The sequence below is a fragment of the Vibrio anguillarum genome, from assembly GCF_001989995.2.
Taxonomy (GTDB): Bacteria; Pseudomonadota; Gammaproteobacteria; order Enterobacterales; family Vibrionaceae; genus Vibrio; species Vibrio anguillarum.
This window is the reverse complement of record NZ_JAHGUP010000068.1, coordinates 1-15,980: the sequence shown is the minus strand read 5'-3', so window position 1 is coordinate 15,980 and position 15,980 is coordinate 1. Positions and strand designations below refer to the sequence as shown.

The 15,980-nt window shown below is 44.9% G+C and carries 10 protein-coding genes and 1 pseudogene; 5 read left to right on the top strand and 6 right to left on the bottom strand.

Features of this window, described 5'->3' with window-relative positions; genetic code table 11:
* Positions 1–68: 68 nt before the first annotated feature.
* Entirely contained in the window at positions 69–485 is a 417-nt protein-coding gene (locus PL85_RS14710) for a hypothetical protein (protein WP_094125608.1), read from the bottom strand.
* Between the two features lie 112 nt (positions 486–597).
* Entirely contained in the window at positions 598–3,264 is a 2,667-nt protein-coding gene (locus tag PL85_RS14705) for an ATP-binding protein (protein ID WP_115340026.1), read from the bottom strand.
* A gap of 515 nt (positions 3,265–3,779) precedes the next feature.
* On the opposite strand from PL85_RS14705, the gene PL85_RS14700 reads away from it, so the two are divergent.
* Positions 3,780–5,222, top strand: coding sequence for a glyceraldehyde-3-phosphate dehydrogenase (locus tag PL85_RS14700; RefSeq protein WP_017049972.1), 1,443 nt, complete (start codon positions 3,780–3,782; stop codon positions 5,220–5,222).
* Between the two features lie 225 nt (positions 5,223–5,447).
* On the opposite strand, the pseudogene PL85_RS14695 reads toward PL85_RS14700, so the two are convergent.
* Positions 5,448–5,591, bottom strand: a pseudogene (locus tag PL85_RS14695) (hydroxylamine reductase); the annotation flags it as partial.
* A 162-nt stretch (positions 5,592–5,753) separates the two neighbouring features.
* Here PL85_RS14695 and PL85_RS14690 point away from each other — a divergent pair.
* Entirely contained in the window at positions 5,754–5,963 is a 210-nt protein-coding gene (locus tag PL85_RS14690) for a hypothetical protein (protein ID WP_017045072.1), read from the top strand.
* An 82-nt stretch (positions 5,964–6,045) separates the two neighbouring features.
* On the opposite strand, the gene PL85_RS14685 is transcribed toward PL85_RS14690, so the two are convergent.
* The gene (locus tag PL85_RS14685; protein WP_096036917.1) at positions 6,046–6,660 is read right to left on the bottom strand and encodes a LysE family translocator; all 615 of its coding nucleotides are present in this window, start codon (positions 6,658–6,660) and stop codon (positions 6,046–6,048) included.
* 204 nt (positions 6,661–6,864) lie between these two features.
* On the opposite strand from PL85_RS14685, the gene yjeH reads away from it, so the two are divergent.
* Entirely contained in the window at positions 6,865–8,142 is a 1,278-nt protein-coding gene (gene yjeH / locus PL85_RS14680) for an L-methionine/branched-chain amino acid transporter (protein ID WP_115340025.1), read from the top strand.
* Between the two features lie 128 nt (positions 8,143–8,270).
* On the opposite strand, the gene PL85_RS14675 is transcribed toward yjeH, so the two are convergent.
* Together PL85_RS14675 and PL85_RS14670 are read right to left on the bottom strand one after the other, a co-directional pair.
* On the bottom strand, positions 8,271–10,019 hold the full coding sequence (locus tag PL85_RS14675) for a methyl-accepting chemotaxis protein (RefSeq protein ID WP_115340024.1): 1,749 nt from the start codon (positions 10,017–10,019) through the stop codon (positions 8,271–8,273).
* Positions 10,020–10,158: 139 nt separating this feature from the next.
* The gene (locus PL85_RS14670; RefSeq protein ID WP_064626620.1) at positions 10,159–14,127 is read right to left on the bottom strand and encodes a hybrid sensor histidine kinase/response regulator; all 3,969 of its coding nucleotides are present in this window, start codon (positions 14,125–14,127) and stop codon (positions 10,159–10,161) included.
* A gap of 123 nt (positions 14,128–14,250) precedes the next feature.
* Between PL85_RS14670 and PL85_RS14665 the strand changes: the two genes are divergently transcribed.
* Positions 14,251–15,345, top strand: coding sequence for a response regulator (locus PL85_RS14665; protein ID WP_064626619.1), 1,095 nt, complete (start codon positions 14,251–14,253; stop codon positions 15,343–15,345).
* A 42-nt stretch (positions 15,346–15,387) separates the two neighbouring features.
* Positions 15,388–15,837, top strand: a complete 450-nt coding sequence (locus PL85_RS14660; RefSeq protein ID WP_064626618.1) for a GNAT family N-acetyltransferase — start codon at positions 15,388–15,390, stop codon at positions 15,835–15,837.
* Positions 15,838–15,980: the final 143 nt, after the last annotated feature.

The following is a 15,980-nucleotide window of genomic DNA, read 5'->3' as shown; positions in this document are numbered from 1 at the left end:
ATGCAACAGAGAGTCACGAACCTAGTTAAAGGTCGCACAAACACGCCATAGGCGTAATGAAAGGGAAATTAAACGATAGGGGGACGGTAAAGTGAGCGAGCGACCATCACAATGCCACGCGTTGCTTCTGCATTGATCAACAATAAAACCGCGTGAGGTGTGAAGGGTTGGTGTTCAGTGATAAAGAAAGCTAACGTGGTCATGCACATGACGCTACAACAGGAATCAACACCTTGGTCGCTGTGATCGATACAATCGTTACTCATCGCTGATGAAGTCATGTCACTTGCATCGGAATCATGGTGCGCAGCGTTCATATTTGAGCAGTGTTGCGGCGGGTTTGCATCGTCAGTCACTGAATGGGATACAGCCGAAGTCGGTGACATTGTGATCGCCATTAAAGGTGCACTAGACACTAAGCTTGAAGCAAGCAGCGTCATCATCACCAACATGGAAACCCAAATTGTATGCAGCGAAAGTTGCATATCCAATATCACTATCTGACTGAAAACTCTCACAGACTAAAGCTTGCCCTAGGGGTAAGGTCAATTAATTTAAATTTCGAAAATCGATAAAAATAGCGATTAGGCTATCTTCTCAAGAGTTCGCCACTTGCAGATCGCTAAAAATATCAAAAAGTTGCTTGGATTTATAAGGTTTGGGCAAATACGCATCCATGCCCGCGTCAAAGCAGCTTTTAATATCCTCCTCCAAAACGCTGGCGGTTAAGGCGATAATGGGTAATTTTTCAACGCCTTGCTCTTTTTCCCATTCGCGGATTTTCTTAGTCGCGGTTAAGCCATCCATCACTGGCATCATGCAGTCCATTAACACCGCAGCAAAATGACCACCTTGGGTGATGGCATCTACCGCTTCTTGCCCGTTGTTGGCCACCACATAACCAATCCCTGCCTTTTCAAGGAAAAAGCTGGCGATTTTTTGGTTCATCAAATTGTCTTCAACAATCAAAATACGCTTATGATTGCACTTTAAGTAGTCTAACTGACTCTCCTCGACTGGCGTTAAAGCCGTCTCTGTATCGGCCACTAATGCTTTGAGGGCACGTTCAAAACGCGTCCCTAAAAAAGGCAACGTGATACTTGCCTGCGCAATATGAATTGCGTCTTTGTTGACGAACAAGTGATGCTGCAGAACCACTATTTTTGCACTGGAAAAATGCTCACGCAGCGCAATGAGATCCGATTGCACGCTGTGGCTTAAGCTTTGGCAATATAAAATACATACGGCGCTAAGCCCACTCTTGACTGCTTGTTCAACATCACGCGCTTCATTGAGTTGAATCCCCCATTGAACGCATTCACGTCGAATAGCGGATGAGTAGTTAGACATATTGGTAATTAACAACGCCTGCGTGGCAAGAGGCTCAACTTGCGGCTGATCTTCGGCAACCTCAATCGGGACGACAAATTCAAAGCAGCTACCTAAGCCTTTAGTGGACTGTACATGAATGTCACCCTGCATCAGATCGACTAATTGACGGCAGATAGCCAACCCTAGCCCAGTCCCACCAAAACGACGGGTAATACTGCTATCTTCTTGAATAAAGGGATCAAAAATCGTGTTCAACATCTCTTTATCGATGCCACTTCCCGTATCGGATACAGCAAAACGTATCGAGGTTATATCGCCCGTTTCTAAGGTTAAACCCGTGTTGACATAACCATCTTTGGTAAATTTCACCGCATTGGACAACAAGTTCATCAAGACCTGCTTCAGACGATATTCATCCGCGATGATAAAACGAGGTAATGCAGGGTCGAGATAAATATTAAGCTCAATATGCTGGCTCAACGCTTTCGCGTTCACCAAGTTCACCGTGTCGTATACCAATTCAGCGAGTTCAAAGCGATGTGGAGCAAGCTCCAAGTTGCCTGATTCAATTTTAGATAAATCGAGAATATCGTTAATCAAGATCAGCAACGCTTGCGAAGAGGTATCAATATCGGCCAGGATTTCACGCTCATTCCCCGTAAACTCGCTGCGTGACAATATTTCAGTCATACCGATGATTCCATTAAGAGGCGTTCGGATCTCATGCGACATATTGGCTAAGAACGCGCTTTTGGCTCGATTAGCGGCAATTGCCGCTTCCTTTGTTTCCACCAAAGCACTCTCGTACTGTTGCTGTTTCTCAATAATATGGTTGAGATTGATCGTAAAACGGGAAAACTCATCTTTGCCATCAATCGGGATCTGTTCAATGCCGTTCTGCTTTTCACGCAATCGACTCATGGTATTGATGATCCGCTTGAGCTTTGACGAGATGCGAGATGAGGTACTTGCTCCTAGTACAAACAGCAGCGCCAACACGGCCAACAGCAATGCCGATATACTTAACATACTCATTTTTTCTTGTTGGAGACGCACATTCAGTTGAGCCGATAAGTGTTGGTTGACACTTTGCACCAGTTTATCTATCGCCAAGTAACGCTCTTCCACATTTTTGACATAAGAAGCTAATGCTTGAGGATCCGCTTCATTACTAACGATTTTTTCGCGAATCAAAGCGGCTTGGCGAAATTCAGGTTGCGTAAACAACTGCACCAGTTGTTCGAGTTGAGCGCCGTTATCAATGATACGTTCGAAGTATTGTTGCTGGCGCTCAACAGCTTGAAAGTATTCTGTTTGTCGAGATTGAAACACCTCTTGAACCATGGTTAATTCTTTGATTAACCACGCCTCTTTTTGCACCCAAAATACAAACCAATGCAGGTCGCTATACACCAGATCCAAGGTATGGATATCAACAGGCGCAAGAAAACTGTTGGTTTTTTGCAGATCGGCCATCACTTCATACAAAAGATTAAATACTTGGCGGCCTAATTCTAGGGTCTCGCTTTGTGAGGCCGACGGCAACTCATCCAACAAATGGTGAAGGTCAAGCACACGGTTTTCTATCAATGTACGGTTGCTTTTACTCCCAAAATGACTATTTGTAGAACCTGTATCCAGCATAATTTTATCCAGCGATTCAGCTAGATCCTGCTTGAGCTGCGGCCGAGAGTCCTCGCTATTTTCGCTACGCAGCTGCGCATTGAGCAAGGTATAAAAAAGGACAGAACTGGTGGTGACCTGATTGATTGCCCCAATCTTTTGGTTCAACACATGGTATGTGTCTAAACGGCTTTCAAATGGGAGGAATAGACGCCATGCCACAGCCAGAATAACCAGTGTTGGTATGAGGCAGAGTAAGAACAAGCGTGCCTTAATTGAGAAGTGGGTAAGTATTACCATTGTTATCATCCTTGGAAGTAATACATCCTAGCCAATGGTTAAATAGTAGACGTTATTTTATGCGTCTGCGCTCTTATTAAGATAAAACCAGCGCAGTAACGAAAGCGTTGCCCGTCACTATTCATCCAATAAGCGTGATGGTGAATTAGCCGAAAACTCACCATATTTTAAGATAACAATTTGAATCTAATCTCATTTTTATGAAAAAGGAAAAACCTCAGGCATCAAATATTTGAAGCAGACCATTATCATCACAAAATAAGTCGCGACTTTAGAATTTGTCAATATCTCTAACCACCGCCAAAAACCACTCAATACGCTGATTTTTACCTAGTTTTCAGTAAAAAATGTCGTCATTATTTTTGCTAGCAGAATAACCATTCCACATTTACAATCCGGCCACATAAAAACAACAATAAACATCGACTTGTATCTCAGCACAGATGACCGTGCCAGATACGCGTTCACCAGCCCTACACTGTGAACATTACTGCTTAACATAACGTGAAAGGTCCCAAGTCAATATGAGCCCAGAGAAACATCTCTCAGACTGGCAAGCCAGCCAAACGATTGCTGAATCTATGTCTCCCCTCATCGGTCAGCTTTATCGCCAACAAGGTGTTGAAGTGGTTTTATTTGGAAAAACACTCATCAACGCCACCACCATTGATATCATCAAAGCACATCGCGTTGTCCGTCGCTACACGGGCGAGGCGCTTTCAACCCAGCAAACGATGTCGATTTTACAAAAGTTGACCACGCTTGCTCTGTCGCCATGTCGTGTCGACATTGGCCAACTTGCTCATCAATTTTGGCAACAACATGATGATGAACATGGCCTTGAGGATTACCTGCTAACGGCGCTTAATGGTGCGTTGAATGGTGAAACACTCAGTGAACCTAAGGATGTGGTGCTGTACGGTTTTGGTCGTATTGGTCGCTTGCTGACTCGTCTTTTGATAGAAAAAAGTGGCCCGGGCTATCCACTGCGCTTGCGAGCGATTGTCGTTCGTGGGGGTAAAGCAGGAGATTTAGAAAAACGGGCAAGCTTGCTACGCCGTGACTCAGTTCATGGCCAGTTTAACGGCAGCATCATCATCGATGAGGCTCGCAAGGCCATTATTGCCAACGGCAATTATATCCAAATCATCTACGCCAATAAGCCACAAGAGGTTGATTATTCACACTATGGTATTCATAACGCGTTAGTGGTCGACAATACCGGTGTCTGGCGTGATAGCGAAGGGCTTAGTCAACACTTGAACTGTCAAGGGGCAAGCAAGGTGCTGCTGACAGCACCCGGCAAAGGTGAGATTAAAAATATCGTGTTCGGCGTAAACCACGCTGATATTCAGCCCGAAGACACCATTATCTCAGCCGCCAGTTGCACCACCAACGCTATCACACCGGTATTGAAAGCAATTCATGATCAATATGGTGTACTTTCTGGCCATATCGAAACGGTGCACTCTTTTACTAATGATCAAAACCTTATCGACAATTTCCATTCAGGTGAACGACGTGGCCGAAGCGCATCGCTCAACATGGTGTTAACCTCAACGGGTGCCGCCAAAGCGGTTGCAAAAGCGTTACCTGAACTCGCGGGTAAGTTAACCGGTAATGCAATTCGTGTCCCTACGCCAAACGTGTCGATGGCCGTAGCTAACCTCAACTTAGCCAAGGCAGTGGATAAGCAAGATCTCAACGCATATCTACGTGAAATGGCGCTTAGCTCGCCGCTTTCAGCACAAATTGATTACACCGACTCAACAGAAATTGTCTCCAGTGATTTGGTTGGCTCTCGCCATGCTGGCGTGGTTGATGGTGCAGCGACGATCGCTCAAGACAACCGCTGCGTGCTCTACATTTGGTATGACAATGAATTTGGCTACAGCGGCCAAGTTGTACATTGTATGGAGCAGATGATGGGCGTTCGTTACCGAACTTTCCCAACTACCGCCCAGTAAACGGATTAATATTGTTTTTATCTCCACAACATAATAATAGTGAGTGTTTATCTCACCCCCCCCTGCTTGCCGCCTTTTGATATAAGGCGGCTTTTTTATGAAGTGATCAGTTCAATGAGATTTCAACGTCCGAAACTAATCTGCTCGAACACGCTAAGGCATAGCCTTGTTCACGCAGCGCCTTCTGGTCATTCAAAGCCTAAGGTTGCAAAATATTTATCAAGTTTCGATGAGTGATGCTGGTGCAGTTGGTCCGATATAAATTTCTTTCACACCCAATGCGAGTAGCGTCAGATCGATAACGATCGCCTTTTGTTCAAACCAAGAAAGAACTAATGTCAGTGGGAGTTCATTCACACCACAAACAAAGACACCAAAATGACTCAAAATTTGAACTATCTGTCAGAGTCCCAATATTATTGGGGGAATGAACGTCGTCCATACCACTCCAAAAAATTAGAGACACAACATTCATGTTGGATTCATCTTGGCTGCGTTAACCTAGCTTCAATTCAGAAAGAGGTACAGGTTATGAATAGATTTATTGTGACTACATTTGCGCTGGTTGTAGGGTTTTTCGCGTTGATGCTGAGTTTGCTGCTCGCCATTCCTCTCGCTATTGCGGCGATCATCACTGGCAAACGTATAGAAAAGCAGCTCAAGCGCCACACCTTTACGTCAAAAAGCGGCTACGTTATTGAAGGTGAATATGAAGAAAAAACTCAAGCACACTATCGATGAACAACCCTATTCGCACTCTTTCATTGGCACGGCGAAACTCATTAGAAACGGGAGGCATTTCCTCCCGTTTTTTGGGTATTAGCTAAAGAGTCATGACGACACGGATGGCAAGCGCAATCAGTACTACGCCCGACAAACGGTCAATCAATACGGCACGCGCGCGCAGTTTATCGAGTAATATCGGGCTAGAAAGAATTAAGGTGATGAATGTATACCAAAGCCCGTCCACTAAAAATGGTGTTAACACAATAATAGCTTTACTGCTCAGTTCGTTGCCGATGGCGACAAATTGACTGAATAACGCGATGAAAAATAGCGCGATTTTAGGACTAAGCAGAGAAATCAATAATCCCTCTTTAGCCGACTGCCACACACTGACCGTCTCACCCGATTCTAATTTAGCCGCCACGCCCCCTTTTGAACGTAATGCATTGATACCCAAATAGGCCAAATACAGCGCACCTGCATAGCCCACTGTTTTAAACAGCAAGGGCGATTTATGCAATACAACCGCTAGGCCAATCAAGGTAATGAAGGCATAAACGCCAATACCAAATGCGTGCGCCCACGCCGTTGCAAACCCATTTTTACGCCCACCAGCGAGGCTGTGTTTGGCCACCATCGCTAGGCTTGGCCCTGGCGACATCGCGCCTAAAATACAAATGGTAAATAGTGATAACCAAACGGTGAATGTCATGGATTTCTCGCTGTTGTTTCGGTGATTTAAAGTCGTGATTTAAAGTAGCGACGATAACGAAATGACTCGCATAACGCTACCTGAATGTGGCGCTGCCCAAACGGCCTGATGTTGCAGCTTAGCCGTTGCACCCAATGGGCATAGGCAAACTGAGATAGATGCATATTATTTCGCTTCAGCGTATGCTAACCGCCAGAACGATATTTGGGAACGGAAGCCGTGAATAAGTTAAAACAAGAGATCACCTTGCTGTCTGGTATTGGACAACTTTCCACCACTTTAATGGGAACAGGGTTATTTATGATCCCAGCGATTGCCGCTGGTATTGCAGGTGAGCTCTCACTGTGGGCATGGCTACTGCTGTTTGTGGCGATTTGCCCGATTGCACTGACGTTTGCCGCTCTGGGTAAGCGTTACCCTAACGCCGGCGGAACCGCCTACTTTGTCCGCCAAGCTTTTAACGCTAAGTTGGAACGCTCGGTTGCTTGGCTTTTTGTCAGCGTGATCCCTGTCGGCGTTCCGGCCGCTGTCGCATTGGCGGCAGGCTTTGCTCAACAACTCCTCCCTGCGCCACTGAACTCGGCGATGATGGCGCAAGTATTAACCGTACTGTTGCTGATTGCGGTCAATTTGGCGGGCACCAAATCTTCCGGGCAGTTACAAACCGTTATTGCGCTGAGCATTTTCGTATTAGTTGGTGCTTTTTTCTGGATAGGCGATGTTGGTGCTGCAGATTTAACCATGCCCGCACTCAGCACGGACAGTATTTGGCCGATTGGCGCCGCACTCGGAGTGATGTTCTGGTGTTTCGTCGGGATTGAAGCGTTCGCTCATATGGGAGAAGAGTTTAAAAACCCACAGCGCGATTTTCCGATCGCGATCATTGTCGGCTGCTTTGTGGCTGGAATCACCTATTGGGCATGCTCGGTGGTCATCCTTAAATTTGGTGCGTATGGCAGCGCAGAATTTGATAGCACCTCTATTCCTTGGCTGAGCGAACAAATTTTTGGTAGCAGTTTGGCAACGGTAATAAGCCTCATCGGGTTTTTTGCGTGCTTTGCGAGCATCAATTTATACACACAAAGCTTATCTCGCATGGTGTGGGCACAAGCAAGGCAATATCGACCAGAAAGCGCAATCGCCCGAATTTCAATCCGCGGCGTTCCAGCCAATGCAACCATTGCTGTTGGAGTTGTATTAATGGCTTCTTGCCTGCTTGGTGAATGGTCTGGTCTCAATCTGGAATTTTTCCTAAAACTTGCGAATGGAATCTTTGTCTTAGTTTATCTGTTAGCGATGTTCGCCGCTTATAAATTGCTCAGTGGCATCAACAAACTGTTGGCGGCAATTTCGTTGATCCTCTGCACTGCGGTATTTATCTGCTTAGGCTGGTCAATGCTGTATGCTCTGACTATCCTCATTTTGCTCTCTTTACCTTGGCAACGTTTGGCAAGAAAAAGTCAGCCGAAGCAAGAGCTTTAACGTATCGCTTACTTTGCGGTATTGCCGTGACCACTTAAGTGGGCATCATTCTGCAAATAAAAAATTTTGCCAAACAAAAGGCTCTCAATACAGAGAGCCTAAAAAATAGCAAGGAGAGGATATTAAATTTAAGTGCGGATGTGCTTAATCGCGCTATTTAACTCATCGACATTACGTTGCAAATCAACAACGACAGGCCCGAGTTGATTGATGGCAACGTTCATATCACCCGAAAGGGCTTTAATGTTACTGAGATTGCTGGAAATTTCGTCGCTCACAGCCAATTGCTCTTCTGTCGCAGCCGATATCGACGTATTCAATTTATGGATCTCAATTGCCGATCCTTGGATGGTACCAAGCGCTTCGTTCGCCACCGACATATTAGAGCGCGTTGACTGCATTTTATCAGCACTCACCCGGATCGTTTTGGTCGATTGTTCTGCTTTCTCTTGCAGCATCGAAATCATGCTTTCGATCTCACCCGTCGATTGTTGAGTTCGTTGGGCAAGTGAGCGTACTTCATCCGCTACCACCGCAAAACCTCGACCTTGCTCACCCGCACGAGCAGCCTCTATTGCCGCGTTCAATGCCAGTAGGTTGGTTTGTTCAGCAATCGCTTTAATCACATCAAGTACATTACCAACGTTATTAGACTCATTAGCAAGTTGCTGGATGATCTCGGATGTTTTGGTAAATTCACCCTCTAAATCACCAAATTCATGGGTCGTTTTATCAAAGACCTGTTTACTGGTACTGGCTTCTTTTTCCGCGCTGCCCGCATACTCTTCTGCCATGGTGGTGCTTTCTGCCACACTAGAGAGCGCCGATGTCATCTCTTCCATCGCCGTCGCCGCCATTTCAAGTTCTTGATTTTGCTGATTCGCCACTTTGACGTTTTGTTTGGTGACATCGCTTATCGTTTCAGAGATGGCCGAAATGGTATGGTTTACTTGGTTTATTTTGCTAATGGTGGTGGCATAACTACCAAGCACCTTATTAATGGTGCCGCCGATTATACCCAGTTCGTTGTGACTGTTATCGTCAACTCGCAAAGTCAAATCAGAATTTTTGTCTACTTGTTGTAGCAATTTAGCCATGGTATCAATCGGCTTCACTACTTTTCGGTTAACAATGGCATACCCAATAATGGCAATAACAAAAACGCTAATTAAGGAGATATTACCAATCAATACCGTACTTTTTACTTTCTGCGCCGCATCCATGAATTGTTTATTGGTTCGATTTTCTAATTCAATAAAGAACTTATCGATCGGAGCCATGATTTTGGCTTTCTCTTGATGGTATTCATTACTGTGTAAGAGAGAAATCGCCATATTACGGTCTGGCTCTTTTCTAACGGTGTAGTTGCCATTGCTATCAGGGTAAAGCCCCTTAACAGCATTCATCGCTTTGACTTCCATGTTCACTAAGCCATCTGAATTAGCTTGAGCTTCTTTGAGCAAACTAAACTCTTGCGGAGTAAAACCAAGATCCGTCATCATTTGGTTGAGGGAGATATTTTTACCGTCTGCTTTAGGTTTTTGTCCATATTGCAACACAAGGTCCCAATATATCGTGTGATAGTTCTGCGGGCGAGGTTTCTTACCATTACGAATATCAAGAATATCCATGTACATTTTTTCATACTTTTCATCGCCACTGACCACATAAGTTCGGCCCAACCGAGTTAAATCATCAGAGCTTTGACGAAGCTCATCGGCCGCTTGGTAAGATTGATAACGAACTTGAGCCATATTATCAACTTGTTGCATTAGCCCATTGAGCTGTAATACCGTCACAACACTAATGACAATACCGATACCGATACCGATACCGATGACAGCAAACACGAGCTTCATGGTGTTGTTGATATTCATAAAAGTATCCTTCTTCATTTATCAACGAAATTATTTCTGTTTATTCATTGTTATTATTGCTCTTAGCATAGGATGAGAATGGCCAAAATGTCGAATTTTACGCCACAATTATTGCATCAATTTTAAGCACCATCATACTTCAACTTATTTTTTCAGTCGGTACTGGCAACTGAGCCAATACCTCTTTAGCCGCTTCAAAATCAAAATCTTCAATCGCATGCATCAAACTTTTCTTTTGCTCGTCAGACCATAAATTGCATTGTTTAATTTGGTGGATCATATGAATCGCATCAGCATCGTAGTTTTCAACACATTGCACTAATTGTTGGTAGAGCAACGTAATATCACGGTGCTCTTGCTGCGGATATAATTGTGTCTGCTCCCAATCCCTTAACTCATCCAACAAAGTAGACATGAACTTTGAGACCGTGTTGAGATCTTGAATGGCGGGTTTCGTATGTCGCTGCACAACCCCTTCCATCTCGTTGGCTAGCTGCGCAATAGGCTCAATCCCTAGATTAGCCGCGGAGCCTTTTAGGGTATGCATCACTCGCTCTGCCTCTTCCCACTGCCCCTTATCAATCAATTTAGGGAATGTGGCTATTTCTTGCTGCTGGCTGGCAAGGAAGTGATCCAATATTTCAAAGTATCGCTGCGCATTGCCACCAATTCGGAAAATCGCTTGCTCCACATCAATACCGGTCAATTCTGGATAGCCAGTGCTCGGTTTCACTTGATTCGGTAATACCGTAGAGGGTACTGGAGTGGTTTCATCCGCCTTTAAATATTTGCGTAGTACGTGGTACAAGCGCTGTACATCAATTGGTTTCGCCACATGATCATTCATACCTGCATTTAAGCAGTGCTCGACATCTGAAGACATCGCATTGGCGGTCATTGCAACAATCGGTAGCGTTTTCCACTCCTCATGCTGGCGGATCTCTTTCGTCGCACTGATACCATCCATAATGGGCATCTGCATATCCATCAGCACTAAATCAAAAGCTTCTTGCTGCAATTTCGTCAAAGCTTCTTGTCCATTATTAGCAAGAACAATGCTCAATTGAGTACTTTCTAACAGGCCGAAAGCCACCTCTTGGTTCACTTCGTTATCTTCTACCAAAAGCACTTTTTGCCCAATAAATGTTGGCCTTGTATCATGATCAAGATACTCATGGCTCTGCCTTAATTGCTCGATGCCGTAGCTGTCCATAATGGCATCAAGGAGATTTGATGGGTTCACAGGTTTCACAATCAAGGCATCGACTAATTTACTGTTTTCTCCCACCAAGGAAATTTCTCGGCCGTAAGCCGTAACGAGGAATCGTTTAGTATTATCAAAAACACCCAATGGTTTCATTCTCTGCAGCAACTCTATGCCATTCATACCCGGCATATTCCAATCAATAAACAGCATATCAAAATGCGTATTGCGGATTTCATCGAGCGCCTCAAAACCGTTACTGACTGACTTCGCTTCAAAATGCATCGCATTGAGCAAGGTCATTAAAATATTGCGTGCCGAGTCATTATCATCGACTACCAACGCACGTTTGCCTGCTAGAGCGCTGAGTGGCTTAGCGATATCGCGCATTTTGGCTTCTTGCAGGCCACACTCAACCGTGAATTCAAAGGTGGATCCTGACCCTTCTTCACTGCGAACTTGAATGTCGCCACCCATCAATCCGACTAGCTGTTTACTGATGCTAAGCCCCAAGCCCGTGCCTCCATATTGGCGAGTAATGCTATTATCAGCTTGAGAAAATGCAGAGAATAGAGTGGTTACGTTAGATTCAGCAATGCCAATACCTGTATCAGAAACGGTAAACTTCAAGGTCACGTTGGCGTCGTTTTGCCCCACGACTCGCGCCGAAACGATGATCTCCCCTTGTTCAGTAAATTTCACCGCATTGCCACATAAGTTAACGAGAACTTGCCCCAAACGCAGCGGGTCGCCCACCAAGCCCACAGGAATATGTGGGTCGATGTCTAATAAAAACTCGATGTTTTTCTCTTGGGCTTTTAGCGAAATCAAGGTGGTGAGGTTATCCAATACCTCATCAAGGCTAAAATCAATGTGCTCAACATTCAGCTTGCCCGCCTCTATTTTGGAAAAATCCAAAATGTCGTTAATGATGCCAAGTAAGTTTTTCGCCGATTCATTAATCCGTGAAATGTATTTTTGTTGCGTAGGATTGAGCTCGGTATTGAGCGCTAGATGGGCCATGCCCAAAATGGCATTCATTGGTGTACGGATCTCGTGGCTCATGTTCGCGAGGAAATCGCCTTTGGCTTGGCTCATGGCATCCGCGGTCTCTTTAGCTTCTCTTAATTGCTCTTCCATCTGCTTGCGATCGGTTAAATCAAGCAAAATTCCGACAATTCCAGAAACTTCACCACGATTATTTTGGAAAGAAGCTTCGTATACCAACATCTCTCTTTTGTGGTGCGAAGCGTCATAGAGAGACAATTCGTAATCTTGCGAAGACTGCTCCTCTCCAAGCCTTTTATGTACTTGGGCAAAAATGGTCGCCGTTTCATTTTGAAAGATATCTTGCGGCGATTTACCGATAATTTGCTCGGCCGACAGGCCAACTAAATCCATAAACTTAGCGTTAATGGTGAGATACGTACCCGAGGCCGACAAGCAATACATGGGGTTCGGCGTCGCATCGAGGATCTCTTGATTCAGTTGAGATTGTTCGAGTACTTTCTGCTCGGCTCGTCGCTGAATTTCAATGTTTTGGCTCAATTGAATACTGACCGATAAGTCATCCAACATTTGCGATAACCACTGAAATTGCAAACTCGACAACGACCCGATAGTACCCAGCTCTAGTAAAGCGACAGGATGCTGATTGACGTGCAGCGGCAAATAATACACTTCGTTAATGACTAACTTGCCACCGTTAAATTCAATGTGACAGTTGCCATCGAGTGCTTTCATCGCATAGGGCTGACCGCTGAGCAACACGCTAAGCTGCGTCGATGATGGATCGGTGTATTCTCTGGCCGAATGCTCACCATAACCCACTCCAGCCACTCGTTTTAATACGCCCTCTTGATAGATGTACATGCCAACCATTTCCAAAGGAAATTGATGCAGTAAGAATTGCGTAACTTCATTACACAAACGGTCCGTAGAATCGTTTTTGCGCAGGATGATATTGAAATCTTTAAGTAAAGTATTTTGGCTAAGCTGCTCAGCGATATGATGAAACACCACATTCAAACTGTCGATAAAATGTTGCAGCTCTGCATAGGCGGTTTGAGTGATGGTAAACGCGTAATCTTCCCGTTTGACTTGAGTCACAACCGTTTTGAGTAGCTGACTTAACGGATTGATGTAAAGACGCCACAGCAGAACAAAGGAGGCGATGATCACGCTGAGTAAGGTTAATACTAACGCCAAGTTTATCCATTCATAACGCAGCGCTTCGCTATCGGCACGTTGGATGTTTTGCTCCATGCGTTGCATGATCGATTGATGCGCAGAACCAATCGCCTGCATAATTTTCGCCTTTTCCGCGAAGTATTGGTCACCATAGAGAATAGCCCGAGCCAATTCCAGATCCGGCTCACCTGTGTCGACAAATTCGCCTTGGCTATTCTTTTTCCATCCTTTGATGGCCATGAAGGCTTCTCTTTCGAGTGACACCAGTGAATCAGACAAAGTAAGCGCATTTTTGAGCTCCAAAAACTCCACCGATTCAATGCCCGAAAGACGCATTCTATCGAGTAACGAAGGGTTGTCTGGTGCGCCACCCAGTGAGCGGGCAAGTAGTTTGTTTTGTGCAACGACATCCCAAAATTCGTACTCATTCCCTTTCGGTAACGGCACAGAACCATTTCTGACGCTCAGCACATAATTAAAAAGGTTGAGCCACTTTTCATCGCCAGTCGAAGCGTAGGCTCGGGCAAATTTGGTTAAGTGATCTGAGCTCTGCTTCAACTCTTGTGACAGACGATAGAAACGGTAAAGTTCGTCGTTCAGTTGTCGGCTCTCCGTTCTCAGAGCGGCTACTTTGTCTGTGATACTAAACATCGCAATGGAACATAATCCCATAGCAATAAATAAGACGGTGAATAAAGTTCGGATGGATCGCATGTGAAGCGCCTTCTTAATAATTTTCTCACTCTACTAACGCTGAGATTAGCTATAGTTATTGATAAGTTTAGACTTAAACCCAACCTTCGCCGCTCAATTGCTATTTTTTATTAGGAAAGACTCATGCCCATCGAAAACTTGGACAATTGTACCGTGTTAATCGTCGATGATTCGCCAGATAACCTTGCATTTATGTCACAGGGGTTGGCTAACCGATATCATGTCAAGGCCGCTAAATCAGGCCCGATGGCGCTCAGTATCTTAGACAAGTTTTCTATTGACCTAGTGTTACTCGATATTGTGATGCCGGAAATGTCAGGTTTTGAAGTCATACAAAAGATCATGGCAAACCCTAACACCCAAGACATCCCTGTGATTTTTCTGACCGCAAAAGATAACCCTGAAGATCAAAAACTGGGGTTTGAGTTAGGTGCGGTTGACTATGTATACAAACCCGTAAGCGTACCGTTGCTAAGAGCCAGAGTAGATACTCACCTGCAAAACAAAATTTCAAAAGACATACTGAAAAACCAAAATGGCTACTTGGAAAAAGAGGTGATCAAACGTTCAAATGAATTGGATAAAATGCAAGACGCGGTCGTGTATGCTCTCGCCAGCCTCGCTGAAACCAGAGACCCGGATACGGGTAACCATATCCTGCGAACACAACATTACGTCAAAGCGTTAGCCAAACAACTGGCTAAGTTGCCAAAATATCAACAAAAGCTAACGCCGAATGTTATTAATACCTACTTTAAAGCCGCCCCTTTACACGATATTGGTAAAGTGGGCATCGCCGACAACATACTATTAAAACCAGGAAAACTGGACAGTGATGAGTTTGAGATCATGAAAGGCCATGCCAGCTTAGGGCTACGTGCGCTAGAAAAAGCGGAAAAGATGTCAGGCGCGAAAAATGACCTTATCGATATGGCGAAAGAGATCGCCCATGGGCACCATGAAAAATGGGATGGCTCTGGCTATCCTAACGGTTTACAAGGTGATGCTATACCGCTCAGCGCACGGTTAATGGCTGTCGCTGATGTTTATGACGCTCTGATTTGCCGACGCATCTATAAGGAGCCGATGCCTCACGCCGATGCGAAAGGGATTATTTTGGACGGAAGAGGAAGCCATTTTGACCCAGAAGTCATTGATGCCTTCTTGGCAATAGAAGAGCGCTTTATTTCGATTGCCCATGAATACGCCGACGATTGATATCTTGGTAAGCAACCTATTATTAAACAAAAAGATAAACGTATGAAGGTAACCTTTCGCCCCGCAAGTGACAGCGATTATCAATTTGCTTTTGATCTAAAAAAAGTCGCAGAAATGGATGGTATTACGGCGACATTTGGCTGGGATGAAGAGTTGCAGCAAGTGCTGCATCGCCAAGAATGGCATTCTGGTCTACCAACGATCATCTGCGCTGATGGCCAACCGATTGGCACTTATTTACTGCAGAGCAAGCATGAAACGCTCTACTTCTCACGCTTTTTTATTCTGCCAGATTTTCAAAATAGAGGGGTGGGTAGCCAAGTGTTACAACTGGTCGTCAACCAAGCCAATCTGACTCAATACCCTTGTAAGCTCTGTTGTTTGCAAGGTAGCCCCGTCGGTGCTTTGTATCAGCGATTTGGGTTTACGCACTACCAAATGGACGATGAGTTTTCTCATATGCATTTCATTCCAACGCCCAAAGGCCAATAGCTCAGTAACCTTTGTGCTATCTTAAATTAAGGTTAGCGATCGGCAAACAGCCTACGCGGCGAGAAAATAAGCTTCATCATTAACGCCAGCCCCCCTGTAGCACAACAAAATAGTTACATTTGTGGCTCTTCTCCGCTTTAATG

Coding starts and splice junctions, on each gene's coding strand:
- PL85_RS14710 (WP_094125608.1), bottom strand. CDS start 485: ATGCAACTTTCGCTGCATACAATTTGGGTTTCCATGTTGGTGATGATG.
- PL85_RS14705 (WP_115340026.1), bottom strand. CDS start 3,264: ATGATAACAATGGTAATACTTACCCACTTCTCAATTAAGGCACGCTTG.
- PL85_RS14700 (WP_017049972.1), top strand. CDS start 3,780: ATGAGCCCAGAGAAACATCTCTCAGACTGGCAAGCCAGCCAAACGATT.
- PL85_RS14690 (WP_017045072.1), top strand. CDS start 5,754: ATGAATAGATTTATTGTGACTACATTTGCGCTGGTTGTAGGGTTTTTC.
- PL85_RS14685 (WP_096036917.1), bottom strand. CDS start 6,660: ATGACATTCACCGTTTGGTTATCACTATTTACCATTTGTATTTTAGGC.
- PL85_RS14675 (WP_115340024.1), bottom strand. CDS start 10,019: ATGAATATCAACAACACCATGAAGCTCGTGTTTGCTGTCATCGGTATC.
- PL85_RS14670 (WP_064626620.1), bottom strand. CDS start 14,127: ATGCGATCCATCCGAACTTTATTCACCGTCTTATTTATTGCTATGGGA.
- PL85_RS14665 (WP_064626619.1), top strand. CDS start 14,251: ATGCCCATCGAAAACTTGGACAATTGTACCGTGTTAATCGTCGATGAT.
- PL85_RS14660 (WP_064626618.1), top strand. CDS start 15,388: ATGAAGGTAACCTTTCGCCCCGCAAGTGACAGCGATTATCAATTTGCT.